This window comes from uncultured Marinobacter sp., from assembly GCF_913055835.1.
GTDB lineage: Bacteria > Pseudomonadota > Gammaproteobacteria > Pseudomonadales > Oleiphilaceae > Marinobacter.
Map to the genome: position 1 here is coordinate 1 of NZ_CAJXKQ010000007.1, position 18,450 is coordinate 18,450.

At 57.2% G+C, this 18,450-nt stretch carries 20 protein-coding genes; 7 read left to right on the top strand and 13 right to left on the bottom strand.

The features are described 5' to 3' along the window. The 4 genes from QZ534_RS05850 to QZ534_RS05865 form a co-directional block, all read right to left on the bottom strand. Positions 1–321: helix-turn-helix domain-containing protein (locus QZ534_RS05850; RefSeq protein WP_296932527.1), on the bottom strand; the 321-nt coding region annotated here is incomplete at its 3' end. 117 nt (positions 322–438) lie between these two features. Then, positions 439–867 carry a hypothetical protein gene (locus tag QZ534_RS05855; RefSeq protein WP_296932529.1) on the bottom strand — a complete coding sequence of 143 codons (429 nt, stop codon included), beginning with the start codon at positions 865–867 and terminating at the stop codon, positions 439–441. Beyond that, positions 864–1,754 (bottom strand): hypothetical protein, encoded by an 891-nt coding sequence (locus QZ534_RS05860; RefSeq protein ID WP_296932532.1) that lies wholly within the window; start codon positions 1,752–1,754, stop codon positions 864–866. The genes QZ534_RS05855 and QZ534_RS05860 overlap by 4 nt, the downstream gene beginning before the upstream one ends. A 105-nt stretch (positions 1,755–1,859) precedes the next feature. After that, positions 1,860–3,617: a DEAD/DEAH box helicase gene (locus QZ534_RS05865; RefSeq protein ID WP_296932535.1), complete on the bottom strand. Its 1,758-nt coding sequence runs from the start codon at positions 3,615–3,617 to the stop codon at positions 1,860–1,862. A gap of 181 nt (positions 3,618–3,798) precedes the next feature. Between QZ534_RS05865 and QZ534_RS05870 the strand changes: the two genes are divergently transcribed. The 3 genes from QZ534_RS05870 to QZ534_RS05880 are packed head-to-tail and all read left to right on the top strand — an operon-like array spanning position 3,799 to position 8,083. Next, positions 3,799–6,459, top strand: a complete 2,661-nt coding sequence (locus tag QZ534_RS05870) for an HAD-IC family P-type ATPase (RefSeq protein ID WP_296932539.1) — start codon at positions 3,799–3,801, stop codon at positions 6,457–6,459. A 56-nt stretch (positions 6,460–6,515) separates the two neighbouring features. Beyond that, a complete protein-coding gene (gene ltaE / locus QZ534_RS05875) occupies positions 6,516–7,526 on the top strand; it encodes a low-specificity L-threonine aldolase (RefSeq protein WP_296932542.1) in 1,011 nt (336 codons plus the stop codon). A gap of 11 nt (positions 7,527–7,537) precedes the next feature. Beyond that, complete coding sequence (locus tag QZ534_RS05880; RefSeq protein WP_296932544.1) at positions 7,538–8,083, top strand: nucleoside 2-deoxyribosyltransferase; 546 nt, start codon at positions 7,538–7,540, stop codon at positions 8,081–8,083. Positions 8,084–8,095: 12 nt separating this feature from the next. Here QZ534_RS05880 and QZ534_RS05885 read toward each other — a convergent pair whose 3' ends face one another. The 5 genes from QZ534_RS05885 to QZ534_RS05905 form a co-directional block, all read right to left on the bottom strand. After that, a complete protein-coding gene (locus QZ534_RS05885) occupies positions 8,096–8,485 on the bottom strand; it encodes a ribbon-helix-helix domain-containing protein (RefSeq protein WP_296932547.1) in 390 nt (129 codons plus the stop codon). Between the two features lie 60 nt (positions 8,486–8,545). Next, entirely contained in the window at positions 8,546–9,115 is a 570-nt protein-coding gene (locus QZ534_RS05890) for a DJ-1/PfpI family protein (protein ID WP_296932549.1), read from the bottom strand. Positions 9,116–9,237: 122 nt separating this feature from the next. Beyond that, on the bottom strand, positions 9,238–9,678 hold the full coding sequence (locus QZ534_RS05895; protein ID WP_296932551.1) for a hypothetical protein: 441 nt from the start codon (positions 9,676–9,678) through the stop codon (positions 9,238–9,240). Between the two features lie 46 nt (positions 9,679–9,724). Beyond that, complete coding sequence (locus tag QZ534_RS05900) at positions 9,725–10,339, bottom strand: hypothetical protein (protein WP_296932554.1); 615 nt, start codon at positions 10,337–10,339, stop codon at positions 9,725–9,727. A gap of 410 nt (positions 10,340–10,749) precedes the next feature. After that, positions 10,750–12,054: a ferredoxin reductase family protein gene (locus QZ534_RS05905; RefSeq protein WP_296932557.1), complete on the bottom strand. Its 1,305-nt coding sequence runs from the start codon at positions 12,052–12,054 to the stop codon at positions 10,750–10,752. 459 nt (positions 12,055–12,513) lie between these two features. Here QZ534_RS05905 and QZ534_RS05910 point away from each other — a divergent pair, with 459 nt between their 5' ends. The 4 genes from QZ534_RS05910 to QZ534_RS05925 all read left to right on the top strand — a co-directional run bounded on the left by QZ534_RS05910 (position 12,514) and on the right by QZ534_RS05925 (position 15,108). Further along, positions 12,514–13,005 (top strand): MOSC domain-containing protein, encoded by a 492-nt coding sequence (locus tag QZ534_RS05910; protein ID WP_296932561.1) that lies wholly within the window; start codon positions 12,514–12,516, stop codon positions 13,003–13,005. A 22-nt stretch (positions 13,006–13,027) separates the two neighbouring features. Then, entirely contained in the window at positions 13,028–13,708 is a 681-nt protein-coding gene (locus QZ534_RS05915) for an arginine N-succinyltransferase (RefSeq protein ID WP_296932563.1), read from the top strand. A gap of 197 nt (positions 13,709–13,905) precedes the next feature. After that, complete coding sequence (locus QZ534_RS05920; protein ID WP_291906383.1) at positions 13,906–14,457, top strand: hypothetical protein; 552 nt, start codon at positions 13,906–13,908, stop codon at positions 14,455–14,457. 36 nt (positions 14,458–14,493) lie between these two features. After that, a complete protein-coding gene (locus QZ534_RS05925; protein ID WP_296932569.1) occupies positions 14,494–15,108 on the top strand; it encodes a PEGA domain-containing protein in 615 nt (204 codons plus the stop codon). A gap of 57 nt (positions 15,109–15,165) precedes the next feature. Here QZ534_RS05925 and QZ534_RS05930 read toward each other — a convergent pair whose 3' ends face one another. The 4 genes from QZ534_RS05930 to QZ534_RS05945 all read right to left on the bottom strand — a co-directional run bounded on the left by QZ534_RS05930 (position 15,166) and on the right by QZ534_RS05945 (position 18,332). Then, on the bottom strand, positions 15,166–15,495 hold the full coding sequence (locus QZ534_RS05930; RefSeq protein ID WP_296932572.1) for a glycine zipper domain-containing protein: 330 nt from the start codon (positions 15,493–15,495) through the stop codon (positions 15,166–15,168). 195 nt (positions 15,496–15,690) lie between these two features. After that, positions 15,691–16,638 (bottom strand): alpha/beta fold hydrolase, encoded by a 948-nt coding sequence (locus QZ534_RS05935; RefSeq protein WP_296932575.1) that lies wholly within the window; start codon positions 16,636–16,638, stop codon positions 15,691–15,693. Positions 16,639–16,899: 261 nt separating this feature from the next. Beyond that, a complete protein-coding gene (locus QZ534_RS05940) occupies positions 16,900–17,469 on the bottom strand; it encodes a PEP-CTERM sorting domain-containing protein (protein ID WP_296932578.1) in 570 nt (189 codons plus the stop codon). Between the two features lie 407 nt (positions 17,470–17,876). Continuing rightward, the gene (locus QZ534_RS05945) at positions 17,877–18,332 is read right to left on the bottom strand and encodes a metallophosphoesterase family protein (RefSeq protein ID WP_296932581.1); all 456 of its coding nucleotides are present in this window, start codon (positions 18,330–18,332) and stop codon (positions 17,877–17,879) included. Positions 18,333–18,450 lie beyond the last annotated feature (118 nt).

Here is an 18,450-nt window from a genome sequence, read left to right on the forward strand (position 1 = left end):
ACTTACCGAACCAAGCCCGGAGGCGAATATCGCGTCCGTCACTTTACTCCCGTCTTTCAGGGATTGCTTGAAGCGCCGCATACGGACGGCATCCTGATAGGCTTTTGGAGAGACACCAAACGCCGCCTTGAACTGTTTCTGTAAACGGGACGGTGACAGAGCGGCCACCTTCGCCAGGCTCGAGAGCGTGAGTGCTTCATCGGCGTGCATCTCAATGTGCTGTGCCACCCTGACCAGCCTGGCCACCCGTGCACTCTCCCCTGCCGCAGAGTCGCCGACGCCTGTCATCCAATCGCTATCCTGTTCCGGGGAGCGGGACATCTCATCACCCTTTTAATCATGGTCGTCGCGATGAGTAAAACCGACTTCGCCAATGGTTTCCATCCGATTGTTGCCGCCATTGATTTTCGGTTCTGCCCCCTCTGACAATGGCAGGCCCTAGCTCGAGACGGTTTGACACACTCCCAAAGCCTGCGCCTTCACGTACTCACAAAACGCCTCGACATCCGGGTTATGGAATTCGTCCGAAATAAACTCACTGGGAATCAGCCCTTCATCCCAGCGCGTTGTCACCAGTGTCACCTCAGGGGTGGCGTCATCGTCTGAATAAATGCGGACCACTGCCGTAGTTTGATGAATGTACAGGTCCCGGAGTGGTCGACTGCAACGCAGGCTGTCCGCAGGCTGATCGGTATGGCACTGATACCCCGAGCCGCTGAAGAAATCGCGGGCAACCGACAACAGCTCCCCTGCTTCCTGCCCGGCAGACGAGGATAGATGAATGGAACGGGGCACGTCCCCGATCACGTTGGTGCAACCCGACAGCGCAAGTACTCCGGCAATCACCAAGGATGTAAATACCCTCATCCCTTAACGTCCTCCCTCAGCAGGAGGAGGGCTCCCTGTAAATCCAGCTCATACAGATCGATAGACCAGGTGGCATCCAATGCTCCGTCCGCCCCGAGATCGATTTCCGCTTTGAGGAAGCGACCTTCCAAACCAATGAAGTCGATGTAGAGACGACTGTTGCCGTCTGAAATGATGCTCCGCAACTCTCCGCCCTGTTCCTGAGACAGTTCAAAACGGCCCTGATCGGAGGCCGAAAGGTACCCTTGCCACTGCAAGGTTCTCAGGCCTGGATCCTCGTATGAAAGAGCGGCATCAAGCTCGAAGACGGGCTGTTCCGCGCCAGGCCCTCGCTCCGAGTTTACGAACTCACTTTCGTAGCCCGAATCGCCAACCCGGGAGAGCACATAAATTCCACTGTAGGCATGGGGCTCAGCCTCATCGGAAACAGCAATTGAGAAGTCATCCACCTCGACCACATACGCCGTCGAGGCCTGATTCCAGTACACGCCCAAATCACCTTGATACAGGGAGCCATCAGGCTTCTTGCAGTTCTCGAAACGGTAGCGCGACCCCATGAGAGAGTTGCCCTGTAGATCGGTGACCGGCGATTCCACCTCATTTTCAAGGTTCACCTTTCCTTGCTCGCAGATGCCCAGTTGAATCGAGCTCCCCGGCAGAAGCCCCTGATAGGTGATCGCAAAGCGATTCAATGCGAGCGTTTCAAGGGCAGCCTGCGCAGCTCGGCGACTGATGGCCTCAGCATTGTCCAGGGAAAGCGTTCCGGAAACCGGCTCGGGAGAACTGACAGGCGCGTCACTCGACGACCCCGAACCACCGCAACCCACAACGGCCAAGAGCGACCCCACCGCTAAACAACCACGTACCCAAGGATAGATCGTCGACAAAACAGCACTCCTTACTGAAACTGATTTCCATTTAGTGAGCAAGCATTCTACCCCAGATCTCGCACAATCGTGGTGCGAAAATCTCACGAACACAGCCAAAGCTCGTCAATAGGCCTTACGATACTGCCCCCGATAATCGAAGATTCGCTCCTGCACTTGCCAGTAATGCTTCTGCTTGCGAGCAATCACGAAATCCGGCGCGGGTAACAGCACCTGCATCTCCAGCACCTCATTTGCCCGGGCAAAGACTTTCGGAGCCTGGCCATTGGCAAACCGTCGGCCAAACAGCTTGTTGAACACGGCGCGCTGGCCTGGCTTGCTGAAATCGAAAGACTCCCGGAGTTCCTCCCCGTCTTCTCCGTGGTAGGTCATCCGAAGTTTCTGGCCTTCTCCCGCCAGAGAAATGCCGGCGCATCGGATGACCATGGCATCCTTAAGCTTCAGGGCATCCCGCAGTTGATCATCCGGGTCGATAATCGCCTGGTGGCAGTGCCCGCAGTTGCGGGCAGCGATGTCGTTCTCACCACCACAATGTGGACATTCCTTGAACCGGAACCGGTAGTCGCATTGCTGTGGCCGCCCAGCGTCATCTTCTATGGATTCCAGCAGGCCCTGGCACCGGCGGCCATAATGCTCAACGACACGACCGTCGCTGTCGGTTTTGCCCCAGAAGATGTTGGCAAAACCGCAGCCAGGGCAGAACACCTGTACCGGTTCACTGTCGGGGTTGGGCTTCGGCTCCCCAACTTCCGGATGATGCAGATTGACATGATTGCCAGCGTAATCAATCACCAGGCAATCCCGTTTCCCCTCATCCAACCGCAAGCCTCGGCCGACAATCTGCTGATACAGGCTTACCGACTGAGTAGGCCGCAAGATGGCGATCAGGTCCACATGGGGGGCATCAAACCCGGTAGTCAGCACAGACACATTCACCAGGTACTTCAACTGCCGTTGTTTGAAGCGCTGGATCAGCTGGTCGCGATCTCGCAGATCAGTCGCGCCGGTCACCAGGGCGGTTTCCTGCTCGGGCAAGTACCCGGCAATTTCCTGCGCGTGCTGCACTGTCGCCACGAAAATCATCACCCCCTGGCGCTCGGCCGCCATCTCCATCACCTGTTCGATGATGGCACGTGTCACCCGCTGATGTTTGCTCAACAATTGGTTGACGTCTTTCTCGGCGTATTCGCCAAAACGGTCCTGCGTCAGCGTGGAGAAATCGTATTGGGCCACGGCGGCGTTGACCAATTCAGGCCGGGTGAGGTAACCACGGTTGATCATGTAGCTCAGGGGCAATTCGTAGATGCAGTGCCGGAAAGGCTTGTCCTGTTCGTCATCAGAACCACGAACAAAACCCCGGTAGTGGTAACGATAGATCCATCCCATGGCCAGGCGGTAGGGAGTGGCGGTGAGCCCAAGCACCTTCAGGGAGTCATTCTGCTGCCGTAAAAGCTCGATGATCCGCTGGTACTGGCTGGTTTCCTTGCCACTCACCCGGTGGCACTCATCGATAATAACCAGCGAGTATTCATCCCGGAACTGGTCCAGATTCGCCGCCACCGACTGCACGCTGGCAAAGGTCACCTGATGGTGGTTCTCCTTGCGCTTTAGCCCGGCCGCAAAGACTCTCCCCGACAAACCATAACTCTGATACTTGGCGTGATTCTGCTCCACCAGCTCCTTCACATGGGTCAGCACCAGAATCCTGCGCCTGGCAAGGCGGGCCAACTCGGCAATCACCAGACTTTTGCCAGCACCGGTTGGCAGCACAATAACGGCAGACTCATCAGACTTCCTGAAATGATTCAGCGTGGCATCAACCGCTTCCTGCTGGTAAGGCCGGAGTTTAAAAGGCGCATTCATCTGGGGGGCTTAATCGCTCTCGGGGTGATAACGCCACCATACTAACAAATATCGATGTTATTACCTGCTGGCCCAGAGAGTGGTATCGGCACTCGCGTGAGGGCCTTGCCTTACCCACCAGCCCGAGGGCGCCTATACTTCCGGTACCCCGTTATTCCCTATCCTGCGTGGACCGAGAACCATGAATAGCGCAGCCCCTGAGCGCCCCACTACGCCCGAACGGGCCGACAACGGACTTTCTCGCCAGGAGGCCAGTGCCCGGCTGGAGCAATTCGGTTACAACCGGCTGCCCGCTCCTCCCATGCCGGGTGTCGTGGAGCTGTTTGCGCGGCAGTTCCTCAGCCCGTTCATCTACATCCTCCTGATCGCGTCTGCGGTTTCATTTGCACTCGGCCAGACCCCCAGCGGGGTTTTCATCCTGATCGTGCTGCTGATCAATGCCGTTATCGGCACGGTCCAGGAGTTTTCGGCCCAGAAGGCCGCCGCCGCGCTGAAGCAATTGATGAAAGGCACAGCACATGCCATTCGGGACGGACAGATTGTCACCGTTGACGTCGAAGAGATTGTTCCCGGCGACATCGTTTTGCTGTCCTCTGGCGACAAGGTGCCAGCTGATATCCAGTTGCTCAGCGCCAGCAGCCTGGCGGTGGACGAGTCCATGCTGACGGGGGAATCCCTGGCGGTTGCCAAGACTGCGGGTGCAACCAGCGACGACAGCACGCCCCTCACAGAGCGCGTTGACCAATGCTTTGCCGGCAGCATCATCACCCACGGGCGCGCACGAGGCCGAGTGATAGCCACCGCTTCCGATACCCAGCTTGGCAAAATTGCCCAGGGTGTTACCGGCAAAACGTCGGCCGAACCGCCTCTGATGATCCGGATCCGCAAGTTCACCTATCAGGTTGCCTTCGGCATTCTCGGGGCTATTGCTGCCCTGGCAGGCCTGATGATTCTGGATGGCGGTTACTCCATCGAGGAGATGATTCTCATGACCATCGGCCTGGCAGTTTCGGTGATTCCCGAAGGCCTGCCTGCCGCTCTCACCGTTGCTCTCGCCATCGGCATGTCCCGGATGGCAAAGCGCAACGTCATCATCCGCAAGCTTGTTGCCGTGGAGGCCCTCGGATCCTGCACCCTTATCTGCTCCGACAAGACCGGCACCCTCACCGTCAACGAACTGACCATTCGCAGGGTGATGCTGCCGGATGGCCGCCAGTTCGAGGTCACCGGGGAAGGGGTGGCACCGGGAGGAGAAATCACAGGGCATGCAGGTGCTCAGGTAGATGCGACGGGACAGGAGACACTCAGGGAGCTCTGCGTCGCAGGTGTCCTCGCCAATGAAAGCCACCTCGACTACAGCGGCGGCGAGTGGGTTTCCCAGGGAGATATCGTCGACATCGCCTTTCTGGTGATGGCTAAGAAACTGGACATGTCCATCACGGACCTGCGAACCCGGCAGGAGCAGGTAGCCCTGATCCCCTACGAGTCGGAAAAGGCCTACAGTGGGGTGGTTAACCGGGTTGGCGATCAAACCGTCATTTACGCCAAGGGCAGCCCTGAAAAGATGCTGGCCATGTGCGACCGGATGGCCACCGCGGACGGCTCCATAGCCATCGACAAGCCGGCGCTCGAGCGCCAATTCACCGAGCTTGCTTCCCGGGGCTACCGGATAATTGCGCTTGCGAAGAGAACCTCCGAACACGGCGACCATGAAATGGCCGGGATGGTCTTTCTCGGCATGGTCGCCATGATCGACCCGCTTCGCCATGAAGCCTTCGAAGCTATTGAAAAATGTCGTACCGGCGGTATCGAAGTGGCCATGGTCACCGGTGACCACCCGGCGACCGCGAAGTCGATAGCCCAGGAACTGGGCCTGTGTGATGCAGACGCAACGGTTGTGACCGGTTCAATGCTGGATGAAGCCAGCGCCAGTGGTCAGGAGGCGATCGACCAGCTCATTCGCCAGACGCGGGTGTTCGCCCGCATAGAGCCCACCCGAAAAGCACAGATCGTGGACAGCTTCATGCGCGACGGGCATTTCGTCGCAGTCACCGGCGATGGTGTCAATGATGCACCCGCCATGCGTCAGGCCCATGCCGGCATCGCCATGGGTAAGCGCGGCACCGATGTCGCCAAGGAAACGGCCGACCTGATCGTTACCGACGATAATTTTTCCTCCATCGTCGCCGGCATCGAGCAGGGCCGGGTGGTATACAACAACATCCGCAAGGTGATCGGGCTGCTAGTTGCTACCGGATTCTCGGCGATCCTGCTCTTCTTCCTGTGTGTGCTGGCCGGTCTGCCAATGCCCATGATCGCGGTACAGCTCCTGTGGCTGAACCTCGTTGCCAACGGATTTCAGGACGTAGCCCTCGCCTTCGAGCCGAAGGAAGGCGGCGAATTGTCGGTAAAGCCACGCTCACCCCACGAGCCCGTGTTCGACAAGCACATCATTGAGCACGTTCTGGTGGTGGGCTCATGGATGGGCCTCGTTGCCTTCCTCAATTTCCAGTGGACGCTCGGCCAGGGCCAAAGCATTGAGGAAGCCCGCAACATCACGCTGATGCTGATGGTGCTCTTCGGCAACATTCACGCGCTGAGCAGTCGCTCGGAGTTCCGCTCGCTGTTCCGCATCCCCCTGCTGCGCAACCCCTTCCTGATGCTGGCGGTTCCCCTCGCGCAACTGGCGCACATTGGTGCCATGTATGTGCCGGGGCTCTCCAATGTACTGCAGATTCAGCCGATATCCCTGGCAGAGTGGCTGCAGTTGCTCGCGCTCGCCATGAGCCTTGTCATTGTAGAGGAGCTGCATAAGGTACTGATCAGGAGGCGGCGACGGTGAATCTGTGGTGAGATCCCGATAAGCTTGGAACAGGTTTTCTTCAGGACAACGAACGCATGATCGATTTTCGCAGCGACACAGTTACACGCCCTACCCCCGAAATGCGCGAAGCCATGGCCAATGCCGATGTGGGCGACGACGTATACGGCGATGACCCCACTGTGAACAGCCTGCAAGCCTACGCCGCCGAACGGCTGGGCTTCGAGTCGGCCCTTTTTACCGCCACCGGCACCCAGGCCAACCTGCTGGCCATCATGAGCCACTGTGGCCGGGGCGATGAGTACCTCTGTGGTCAGTCGGCCCACAACTATCGTTACGAGGGCGGTGGCGCCGCCGTGCTTGGCAGCGTTCAACCTCAACCCATTGAGAACGAGCCAGACGGCAGCATCAATCTTGAAAAAGCCAAAGCTGCCATCAAGCCCGACGATTTCCATTTCGCCCCTACTCGCCTGCTCTCCCTGGAAAACACCATTGGTGGCAAAGTGTTGTCGCTGGAGTACCAGCGCCAGGCCCGGGCGTTTTGCGACGAGCACGGCCTTCTGCTGCACTTGGATGGCGCGCGGGTGTTCAACGCAGCCGTGAAGTCCCACTGCGACGTTACCGAAATCACCAGACACTACGACTCGGTGAGCGTTTGCCTCTCAAAAGGGCTGGGCGCACCTGTCGGTTCGCTGCTGCTGGGTTCGAAAGCCTTTATCGAGCGGGCAACACGGCTGCGCAAAATGGTGGGTGGCGGCATGCGCCAGGCCGGCATACTGGCTGCGGCCGGGCGAATCGCCTTTGAGAAAGGGCCGCTGCGGCTGATTGAAGATCACGAGAACGCCGAGTACCTGAGCGCCGGCCTGGCCGACATCCCGCAACTGGAAATCAATCCCGAGAGCACCCAGACCAACATCGTCTATGCCCGTTGCAGGTCCAGCAGAGCAGCCCAATTACGCGACTACCTGTCTGAGCAGGGCATCCTGATCACGGCGGGGGACCCGATTCGCTTTGTGACGCACCTGGATGTAGATCGCCCGGATGTCGATCGGTTGCTGGATGCTATCCGACGGTTCTATCAGGGTTAAGGAGCGATCCCTTGGCAACACCAAAACGCATCTACCTCGCCGGCCCGGAAGTCTTCTTCCCCGCCCAAGAACACCAGGCCATCGTGGCCGAGAAAAAACGCCTGCTGCTGGAATACGGGCTGGAAGGCATAGACCCACTGGATACCGAACTCACCTTCTCCGACAACGAGGCGAAATTCCGGCGCGGCCATCGGATCTTCCGGGCCAACCGGGAACTTATGGACAGCTGCGATGCCATCATCGCCAACCTGACGCCCTTTCGCGGCATCAGTGCCGACCCGGGGACGGTCTTCGAAGTCGGCTATATGATCGGACAAGGCAAGCGCGCTTTCGGATTTACCCTGGATAACCGGTACTACCGGGAACGGGCCGGTGGCACCGACCTGGACAAGCTGGGCCACGCCATCGAGGATTTCGAAATGACCGACAACCTTATGATCGAGGGTGGCATCTACGGTTCACCTGGCCAGCTCTTCGTGGCGGACCAGCCGGGCGAGCATCCCTTCTTCTCCGCAGAGTTGTTTCGCCGCTGCGTGCAGGCCATTGCGAGCGGCTGATACCGCTAACATTCAATGCCTTGCCTTGGTCACCACTTCCGGCGTTACCGGCTCTCCGGCTTTTCCGGCTTTTCCGGCAAGAATGCGATCGGCATTCAGTGAGGCAATGGGCACCCGGGTATCTCTGGGCACATCACCGCTAAGTTGCAATTCGAGATAGCGTAACGCACACACCCGCAGGAAGGATGTGAAGTTACCGAGGTCGTGGCCGGCATCAATGGACTCGTGGTAAAGCCTGGTGATCATCTGCGGCAGATTCATACCATCGCGCTCAGCCAGCTCGGACAGCACCTGCCAAAAGGCGTTCTCCATCCTCACACTGGTTACCATGCCATCAATACGCAGGGAGTGGGTGCGGCTGACCCAAAGCTCCGGATCGGCGTTGATAAAGAGCTTGCACATAACGGCCTCCCTGGGTGTATTCTCTGGCGCTGAAGGGCCGGCGGACTGGCCCCACCTGGGTTACTGGTCCAGCAACTTGAAGAACTGCGCCAGCCAGGCCGGATGAGCCGGCCACGCGGGCGCTGTTACCAGATTAGCATCGGTGACCGCCTGATCAACCTCGATACCGGCAAAGGTGCCGCCCGCCAGCTCCACTTCCGGCTGGCAGGCCGGATAGGCAGAGCACTTGCGCCCTTCCAGAACACCGGCGGCCGCCAGCAACTGGGCCCCGTGGCAGATCGCCGCCACCGGTTTGTAGGTCTCGAAGAAATGACGCACCAGCTTCTGCACATCCTTGTTGAGCCGCAGATATTCGGGGGCGCGGCCGCCAGGCACTACTAGGGCATCGTAGGCGGCCGGATCCAGCCCGTCGAAATCGGCATTCAGCGCAAACCGATGGCCCGGTTTTTCGGTATAGGTCTGGTCGCCCTCGAAGTCGTGAATGGCCGTGGCCACCGTATCGCCCGCTTTCTTATCTGGGCAAACGGCATGCACAGTATGGCCAACGGCCTGAAGCGCCTGGAACGGCACCATGGTTTCGTAGTCCTCGGTGAAATCACCGGTAATCATCAGAATCTTCTTCCCGCTCATGGCTGTCTCCTTGTGTTTGTTTTGCCGGGTCTGGAAACATTAGCAGTGGTGGTTGCCACGCGGGTATTAAGGGGTTACTACAGGTTTGGCGGGAGAGTGCCTCGGAAAAACAGTACCGGCTTTCACCCGGACCGGATAACGTCCTCAATCGGCCGCCGCAGGGAGCGAGGCATCTGAGGGCCGCGGCCAATGCGCACAACAAGGTCCGGGCGCCGGTTGCCAATCCCAATGGCACTGGCAAATTCAGGGCGTAATGTCGCGACCTCAACGGGCTGGTTGATAAACGCCGTGCGTAGGTCCAGAGCGGCGGCCTGAAGCAGGTTATCGGTGGCGCATCCCAAGCTGGCGTGAAGGTGGTGGTCATCGGGATCGACGGCAGGGCAGCGCCGGGAGAGATCGGGAAGCACCTGAATCCGGTTGGTTTCAAGCTTGAAAATCCAGGGCTGTGTATTATGGCTGGACGCTGCGAGAGTGGCGTACCGCACCAGCTCTCTGTAGTCGTGTGATGGAGGGCCTGGCTCGGAGTGGCGCCAAGTTTCATTGACCATGTCCGTATAGTTCATAGTACCTCCAGGCTCCGAAAATACACCTGTCGAGATTCTCGCCGCGTTATCGATAACTCTCGATTAAAGAGTTTCGTTGGGACTGGAATTCAGGATTCCGCATGGCCGCATCAACCTGTTTGATCACATCCACAGCAGAGGGAAGTTGCCGCGAAACGCCTATGTGGAAAGGGATCCGGGAATTCGGAATAAAATCAACCTTCCGAATCTTCAACTTCTTCGAATAGCCAAGTTCTTGAGCAATGAATCGGGCGTCTTCAGCTGGCTGCACCATAAAATCGCCGGCCTCCCGCAGCATAAGAAGATGCATCATCGCTTTCATATCCCGGCCCCGCTCGCGCTCCAGATAGCCGGGAATATTGTCTTCTTCCCATTGTGAGCCGTTCTCGACGATTACCGTCAGACTGGACAAATCAGAAAAGCTGGTAGCCGATTCGATCAGGGCTATGTTGGGGTTGTCCGCCGAGTAAATCAGTTGGCCAAAGTCCTGCGTGAAGAGTGGCTTCTCTGCAAAGACGGCGTATTCCTTTCGCTCCTCCGATGGATACGTGAGAAGGCCATCGGCAAGGCCGAGTCTGACGTTGTACTGTGCCCTCGCCCAGGGCACTACCAAGTGTTCCGCGGTATAGCCGGGGATAAAACTGAACGTCAGCCGCACCAAATCCGGAAACAGCCCGACAGCCTAGTCATCGAGCGAGAAACTGTAAGGCGGTGATTTTTCGCCAAACGCGAATGTCAGATTGTTGCTTCCCAGAGAGACACCGGGCAAAACAAGGAATATAGCCAGACACGCGCGGAAAAACGACGCCGATAATCCTTTCAAAAGATGCTTATTCGCCAAGGTTACCTCTGAGAAGCTAGGAGCTTGTTATCCGAATGCCACATAAACACACGGTCGATACCATAAGCCGATTCTATGTCGTTAAAGGCTTCGAGGAATAGTTCTGTCCCGATTTCCCCTGAGTCGTAAATCAGCGCAACACAAAAACCAGCAGGATCAGAACCAGGGTGATATTCAGCCCCCAGATGACCAAAGAAAGCCGCCGCCGCTGAGTTAACCGCTGGATTGAATTAGTCATAGCTGAAACGCTCCGAGAGAATCCGGTGAGCGGGCGTGCCCCGCTGGATCAGGTGATCTTCAACCACATCCATCATCACCGCCGGTCCGCACATTACAAACACCCAGTCACGGAACTCCTGCTCTGAAAACACGCGATCCATTAGCGGGCCATCGATGAAACCTGTCTCTCCGGGCCAGTCCTCCGGCGGCTCCGACAGCACATAAACCACACCCTCATCACCCAACTCCTCATGGTAAGCGATCTGCTCGGCGATCCGGTTGCCGTAAATCAGCTTCACCTTGCGGGAATCGCCGGTCCGTCGCATTTGCCGGAGTATTCCCAGCAACGGCGCCAAACCAACGCCACCGGCAATGAGCGCGACTCCGGGTCCATCGCGACCATCGACCGTAAGGTTGCCATAAGGTCCATCAACATAGGCGACGGTTTCGGGTTCTATCTCGCCGATGGTTCGTGTGAAATCGCCAAGCTCTTTGATCATGAACGAAATGTCCGGCCCGGCCGCCGGTGCGGAGGAAATGGAGAACGGGTTTTCCTTCATCGAGAAGGTGCTGTGCCCCACATTCAGCCATGCGAATTGCCCGGCCCGGTAATCCAGACCACGGTGACCGTCTGGGGTTACGGTAACCTCCCATTGCTTTGGCGTTAACCGCACAACAGACGTCACGCGCCAGGGGCGAGCCTTTTGCATCCAGGGAACCACCAGGTACACCATCAGCAACGACCCAACCGCCACACCCGTCATGGCCAGCCACACCCACGTCATCACCGGCTGCGATCCATAACGCCCGGCAGACACGGTGTGGTGCAAGAGCAGCACCGCGATCAGGAGCGCGCCGAGCCCGTGCAACAGACGCCATATCTCGTATCGGTAGCCCAGCTGGGTGCGCCCGATGGCCATAACAACCAGGCCAGCAAGCAGCAGCCAGGCAACGATTCCGGTCGCCAGATCGGAAAAATCGGTAGTGAGCGTTAATTGCCGCGTGGGATCCCAGGGCCGCTCACCTCCTGACGGCGTCCCGTGGTAAAGAAACGGGTGCAGCAGAGCAAAGGCCAGTGCCGTGCGAGCCATGATCTGGTGAAACCGCATAGTCACGTCCATGCCGACGTCATTTGAAATGGCCTTGAAACGGCCGGACAAGATGAATTCCACGAGGATCATCGAGAAAGCAAGAATGCCCAAGCCGGAGGCGAGTTCCTGGTGGAACTGGCGAGGCGGGCCTCCGAGCCATGCGGACAGGAGCAAAGGCAAGGTGACAGCGGCAAAGTAAGCAACAATCAGAATGAGCGGTTTCATCTGACTAGTTTGTTTCCCTTCCTTTGGTCATTCAATCTACCCGACTTCAAAGCCTGCCAGAAACCCTCATTCCAATGCAGTCACGTGACATGGAGTGGAACGTCGATCTCAGTCGACGTAAGGCCCCTTCAGTATAGCCCTTGAACACGGAGATAGAGCCTGCTGCTTCAATCAGAGCGCATCTCTCGCATGCGCATTGGCATGGCGTCGATGCGGTTGAAAATAGCGTCAGAACGGTGCGTGTTTTGGTGATGGCAAAGTGGAAGTTCATTGTTCTGCTCCTTTCCGCCCTACAGCCGCTCGACGTGAATGTGAAACATACATACTCCTCAAAAAAACGCGCTGTCTTGAACGATACGCTTACGCCTAATCAAAAGAATGGGTTTTGCTCTATTTTTTGATACCTTCGTGAAAATCCAAGGGCGGAGCTGTTTCGCCTCTGTGTACGAGCGAGCGCCAATGTCTGAACCAACCCCACTCCAAACCCTGCTGGACACCCTCCCCCAATGCGGCCGCGTGGAATGGATTGGCATCCGCCCCGCACGCGGCGAGCCAATGCAGGCTGTCGACAGCGTATCGATAACCCCTGGCAAGGGCCTGGAGGGAGACCGATTCAAGGGTCGCGAAACCAGCAAACGGCAGGTAACCCTGATCCAGCAGGAACACTTACGTGCCATTGCCTCCTGCCTCGACCGCGAAGGCATCGCACCCGAGGTTTTCCGGCGCAACATCGTGGTATCTGGCCTGAACCTGCTGGCCCTGAAGGGCAAGCAATTCCGAATCGGCAATGTGGTGCTGGAATACACCGGCCTCTGCCATCCCTGCAGCAAGATGGAGACGGCGCTCGGGCCTGGTGGTTACAACGCCATGCGCGGACACGGAGGAATCACGACGCGGGTGGTTGAAGCGGGTAACATTGCCCTTGGGGACGATGTCCGGGCCTGTCTGTAATCAAGTTTCACTGAGAGTGACAATGAAAGGCGAAACCGAAAATAAAACAGCATCAGCGCCGCCGCCCGCAAAGAGGGGCTTCAGTGGTTTGCAGGTCTTTGGCATCGTCCTGCTTACCCTCGTTGCCACCATCGGCGTTGGTTACTGGTGGTTAAGCCACTACGTGTTTCCTGACAACTTCGAGCCGGTAACCCTGAATGCCAGTGAACAGAATTCACTCAACAACAAACTGAATACGCTGGGCATTGATACCCAAGGCGGTGGATCTGGCGGCCCGTTAAAGCCGGAGCCCTATAGTGAGGAGGGCGCCAGCCGGGAGGTTCGCTTCAGCGAGCGGGAACTCAATGGCATGCTCGCCAACAACACCAACTTGGCTCAACGACTTGCCGTCGATCTCTCGGACGATCTTCTGAGCGCGGTGCTTCTCGTGCCTTTTGAAGAGGGTTTCCCTGTACTCGGCGGCAGAACGGTGCGAGTAAATGCCGGCGTAGAACTCTCCTTTGCCAACGGTCGCCCGCTGGTTAAGTTAAAGGGAGTGAGCTTGATGGGCGTTCCCATCCCCAACGCCTGGCTGGGCAACCTCAAGAACGTGGATCTGGTCAACGAGTTCGGTGCCAACCCGGGGTTCTGGCAGTCCTTTGCGGCGGGCGTGGACTATATCCAGGCCCAGGATGGGCGGTTGCTTGTTCGGCTCAAGGAGTAGCCTCAGACGCGTTTCGTGACCAACCCAAAAGCCTACGGACCAGCCTATCCGCAAGATTTCACGAAATTTTACCCCGGTTACCCGCCCAGTTCATAGCAAGCTCACCAACGCTCAGCTACCATGGCGCGCCGCTATAAGCTCCGGCTTGTCGGCAGGAAATAACTCAAAATAATCAACTAAGTAAGAAGGAATCTACTGTGCGAAACGCAAGGATCCTGGCAGTGCTGGCTGCTCTCCTGTACCTCACCGGCTGCGCCTCTGGCGCCAAAATGGGCAACATGGTGTATGAAGGGCCATTGAAGGCCTATGACACAGCCCTGGAAGACAATGTGGATGTCACCAACGTTTCCGGCGGCGAAGAAACAAACCCTGCATGGACCTCGGAGATAGACAACGACGCCTTCGCAGGCGCCCTGAAACAAACCCTGCAAAAACAGGGATTGCTGTCTGGCACCGGTCGCTATCAGCTGGAAGCGCTCCTGCTGGAAGTTGACCAACCCATGTTCGGGCTGGACTTCGAGGTAACAACCCACGTGAGGTACATCCTGACTGACCGCGAAAACAACGGCGCCGTGGTTCTCAACGAAACGGTCGTTACCCCCTACACCGCCACGATTGGCGATGCGTTCGCCGCCATTAAACGCTTGAGGCTGGCCAACGAAGGTTCCGGAAAAGCGAACATTCAGGGGCTGCTCGACAAACTCTCCGAACTTCGAATCCAGCCCGGCAACATTTCCCTGGCGCAATAACTCCTCTGGAATCCTGCACCAAGACAAGGAAGCATCATGAAGTCTTCACTACTCCTTACACTCGCCGCCATCGCGTTTCTGTCGAGCGGTTGCGCGTCGGTGGTCTCCGGGACCGACCAGAAACTTACCTTCAACAGCGAGCCTGAAGAAGCCACCGTTACGGTTTCCGGCCGTGTCCTCGGTAAAACCCCGCTGACTGTGCCGGTGGACCGGGGCTCAAATCAATCCATTACCTTTGAGAAGGAAGGCTACGAGACTTACACCGCTCAGCTCTCCACCACAACCAACCCGTGGTTCTTCGGTAACATCGTGATTGGGGGGCTACTGGGTTCCACCACCGATGGCGTATCCGGTGCTATCCACGAATTTTCTCCCGACCAGTACTTCGTCACCCTGAAGCCTGACACCCCTTCTGGGATCTCGACCTCCAAACCGCGACAGATCAAGGAAATCATTATCGCGTTCAGTGGAGAGTTTCGGCACCAGTTGGCTAGCGGCGGCGGTGAAAAGGTGGACACCATCGTGCATCTGCTGGGCGTCGATGCCTCGGAGAAAGAGACCACCATTCGGGCACTGAACCAGCTTGCGCTGGCGAATGAGAACGACCTTGAGCTGGCCAAAGCGATTATTGAGGTTTACGAGGTTCGGTAAAGGGAAGTTCGTGAAGCCGGGGGCACCTATGTCGCAAGCACCCTGCCCCCTCGCGCTTCAGCAGTTGCCCTTTTTCGCCTGACCCGGTGGGCAGAAATGGCCGCGAGACTTCCTGTAGGACCGGTGATCGTCGTAGTCATGACGACGGCGATCATGGTCGCGATAGTATTCTCTGTCATGATCTCTCGTGGTAATGGCTGTTCCCGTTGCCGCACCGACAGCACCGCCGAGAATAGCACCATCTCTGCCACCTACCTCGTTGCCGATTGCAGCCCCAATTGCTCCGCCGATACCGCCACCTAGCGCGGCGTCGGCAGTGTCATCCGCGACGGTACCCAATGAGGTGGCACTCAGAGATAAAAAAACGAGAAGTGATTTCATATTCATGATGTACATCCAATGGTTCAGGTGGTCTGAGCTGTCCGATATAACGGAAGGGAGATCATTTCTCCGACGCTCCATCGGGCACTCGTCAGGTTTTGAACCATTCGAGCCTATCAAAGATACACGAGAGCCCACCTCTTAAATTTTATTTATATTTCAACAGGTTAAAAAACTTTAAGGGAGACGGAGATCAAGGGATTAGTACAGGTTCCGCAACGCCGATGATCCGCTGAGAGCGCTGCCCTGGCTTTGCTTTGAACGTAAAAACCGGGCCAAAAACTCAAGCTGATCTTCGATCGACTGATCCAGAGCTTCGCCCCGATAGACATCAAAATGACCGACCGGATAGTGCTTCACTTCCGCCTTCGACATTCTCGCAGCCGCTTTGACTGCAGCACTCGCCGGGGCGACCGTATCCTGGTCGCAAATCAACACCAGTGCCGGGCAGGCGACTTTGCTGGCCAACCGGATGGGCCGGAAAAGAGGAATGGCATAACTCACGCCCGCTGCGACGTAATTCGATGCGTTATCGGCCAGCAAGGGAACATACCCCTCCTGGCAGTCTTCAGCCGTCATCATGCCCAGCTCGCCCGGGCGGGCGGCCGACGCAATATACCGGGGAGACATCCCCAGCCCACGACGAAGCCAGTCGACCGTTCCGTGCCAGGTCAGGCGTATCGCCTGCATGGGGCCGGCATAACCGACAACACCCAGTAAAGACGCCAGACCATCCATCATTGGGCATTGGGAGATGATGCATTTCACGTTCCCATCCTTTGCCGCGACCGCAGTCACCAGCCCGCCAGAAAACGACGTTCCCCACAGGCAAATGCGGCTGCCATCGACACGATCCAGCTGCCGAACAAAATTCAGGGCTGCCAGCCAATCTGACACTTCCTTCCAGGGGCTCAGCGTCTGCCGTGGCTGGCCATCACTGTCACCAAAATGGCGGTAATCAAAGGCAAAGACCGCGTAACCTGCATTGCAGAAGGCTTCTTTAAACGGTGCCAGACCACTGGCATGAGTCAGCCCAAAACCATGGGCCATCACAACACACGGTAAACCTTTACTGCCGGCATCCGGCGTATAGAGAACACCGCGACAGGTTGTACCATCGCTCTGAAATTCCAGGGGAGTTTCGATCATTGTTTGGCTCGCATGCTTGAAGGTCTGGAGTCTCAGAATAGCTCATTGCCACAAGATCAAACCGGCCCTGATGAGCCAGATGCTTGAAGGGATAGTTCGAATTGCGGGCATTACGGCTGAGGACGTCTAAATCTACCTGCAGGACATGCCCGCCACCCAGATAATCGAGTTTGGACGGTTTGTGCCAGCGCCGGGTGATGAAGCTGAGCGGGAGCGGGAAATCGTGAAAATAAACCTGTCCCGGCTTTCCCGATCCCGGTTTTACCGAGCCCTGCGCCCGCGAATGAAGGTTAGTCCTACTAGGCCCAGACCAATCAGTCCCAGACTAGATGGCTCTGGCACATCAGCAACAATGGGTGGAATGCGAGTGGCGACTTCGAAATCGGCGCGAACACCCCCGTCAATCGAAACCAAAGTACTGAACAGCAAGTCCCCGTCAAGCAGATCAGCGGTGGACGTCCCCGACCAGTTAAGGGTTTCTCCAACGAAGTTGGGTACCCAATAATCCACAACAGATTGGAGCGTCGGCCCATTGTGAGCACCGAAAGAGTTGCCATAAACGGTCCACGGGCCGATGGGCAGATCATTGGGATCACCAACAAAATCCGTCAGCGGAGTTGCTGCGAATTGGGCATCGCCAAACACCAACCATCCCCAACCTTGGCCTGGCGCCCAGCTACCGTCATTGCTATCGAGAGTGAGATAGAACTCGTAATTAAACAGCCCCGCTCCGACATCCTCCACCGAATAGTCGAGTTTCAGCGGTGTGGCCTGGGCCAGCCCCGTCGACAGGGCCAAAACAAACAGAAATGATTGGATCAACCAATGCATGGCGCGCTCCCTCAGCCTGTAAATTCGATTGTTGTTGCTTGCTCAAGCTCAGACGACAGAGCGGATCTCCTCCACCGGCTCTAAGACCAGTGCCTGCGGAAACTGCCCAGACGAATGTTCCCCGCAGTTTTCCAGCAACTTTGATGCCACCGGCAGAAATTCAATCAGTTACCGGGGGCCAACGTCGGAGTGCGGCTAAAAGTGCAAAAAAAACTGACAGGGATGGAAAGCCGGGGAAATAAATCAGAAAACTGGGCTAATCATCCTCGCCTGCCCGGGGCATCAGCATCGCCCCACCCCCTAGACAGGAAATCAAGGATGGATCCTGAGGCACACCTCTGACCGTCCAACTATCTGATTACTGGTTGCCAGCATAGAAATAAGTCTGTCCCGGTTTTCTCGCAGGATCAAACTGGCAGTTCAATAATCTCACCAACCACACCGTCTTCACTCACCTCCAGCCGCCCTACCGTGATCGGCAGCGTAAAGCGCCGGGGCCCGGCACCACCCGGATTGAAATAAAGCACATCGCCAACCCACTCATTGCGAGGTTTATGGGAATGGCCGGCGATCACCACGCGGTAACGGCCTTGCGGATCGAATTCGAGGGTTTTGACGTCGTGAAGCATGTAGAATGCGTAGCCGACGAATTCCAAGTCCTGAATGTCAGGAAGCGTCGCTGCGCGGCCTGCCGTGTCGATATTGCCACGAATAGCAATCAGAGGAGCGATCGCCTCCAGCGCATCCAGAACCTCATCCCGCCCCACGTCACCAGCATGCAGGATCAGATCCGAGCCCTTCAAAGCCTCCAGAGCTTCGGGACGCATTTTACTGTGGGTGTCTGCGATTACCCCGATTTGCATGCTTACGCCTCGTTCAGTCTCTCAGTCGACCTACCTGGCCCGTGCCCGTGGCCAGGCAGATAAGCGTTGCTATAGTGAAACAATCCCGCCTAGCTCCCATAGTGGCGATATCCAGTAC

What these genes read in the sequence shown, in the direction of transcription:
- QZ534_RS05870 (WP_296932539.1), top strand. Translation starts at nt 3,799, where the DNA reads ATGAATAGCGCAGCCCCTGAGCGCCCCACTACGCCCGAACGGGCCGAC.
- QZ534_RS05935 (WP_296932575.1), bottom strand. Translation starts at nt 16,638, where the DNA reads ATGATCGAAACTCCCCTGGAATTTCAGAGCGATGGTACAACCTGTCGC.
- QZ534_RS05855 (WP_296932529.1), bottom strand. Translation starts at nt 867, where the DNA reads ATGAGGGTATTTACATCCTTGGTGATTGCCGGAGTACTTGCGCTGTCG.
- QZ534_RS05895 (WP_296932551.1), bottom strand. Translation starts at nt 9,678, where the DNA reads ATGAACTATACGGACATGGTCAATGAAACTTGGCGCCACTCCGAGCCA.
- QZ534_RS05930 (WP_296932572.1), bottom strand. Translation starts at nt 15,495, where the DNA reads ATGAATATGAAATCACTTCTCGTTTTTTTATCTCTGAGTGCCACCTCA.
- QZ534_RS05890 (WP_296932549.1), bottom strand. Translation starts at nt 9,115, where the DNA reads ATGAGCGGGAAGAAGATTCTGATGATTACCGGTGATTTCACCGAGGAC.
- QZ534_RS05940 (WP_296932578.1), bottom strand. Translation starts at nt 17,469, where the DNA reads ATGCATTGGTTGATCCAATCATTTCTGTTTGTTTTGGCCCTGTCGACG.
- QZ534_RS05865 (WP_296932535.1), bottom strand. Translation starts at nt 3,617, where the DNA reads ATGAATGCGCCTTTTAAACTCCGGCCTTACCAGCAGGAAGCGGTTGAT.
- QZ534_RS05905 (WP_296932557.1), bottom strand. Translation starts at nt 12,054, where the DNA reads ATGAAACCGCTCATTCTGATTGTTGCTTACTTTGCCGCTGTCACCTTG.
- QZ534_RS05915 (WP_296932563.1), top strand. Translation starts at nt 13,028, where the DNA reads ATGAAAGGCGAAACCGAAAATAAAACAGCATCAGCGCCGCCGCCCGCA.
- QZ534_RS05925 (WP_296932569.1), top strand. Translation starts at nt 14,494, where the DNA reads ATGAAGTCTTCACTACTCCTTACACTCGCCGCCATCGCGTTTCTGTCG.
- ltaE (WP_296932542.1), top strand. Translation starts at nt 6,516, where the DNA reads ATGATCGATTTTCGCAGCGACACAGTTACACGCCCTACCCCCGAAATG.
- QZ534_RS05910 (WP_296932561.1), top strand. Translation starts at nt 12,514, where the DNA reads ATGTCTGAACCAACCCCACTCCAAACCCTGCTGGACACCCTCCCCCAA.
- QZ534_RS05885 (WP_296932547.1), bottom strand. Translation starts at nt 8,485, where the DNA reads ATGTGCAAGCTCTTTATCAACGCCGATCCGGAGCTTTGGGTCAGCCGC.
- QZ534_RS05945 (WP_296932581.1), bottom strand. Translation starts at nt 18,332, where the DNA reads ATGCAAATCGGGGTAATCGCAGACACCCACAGTAAAATGCGTCCCGAA.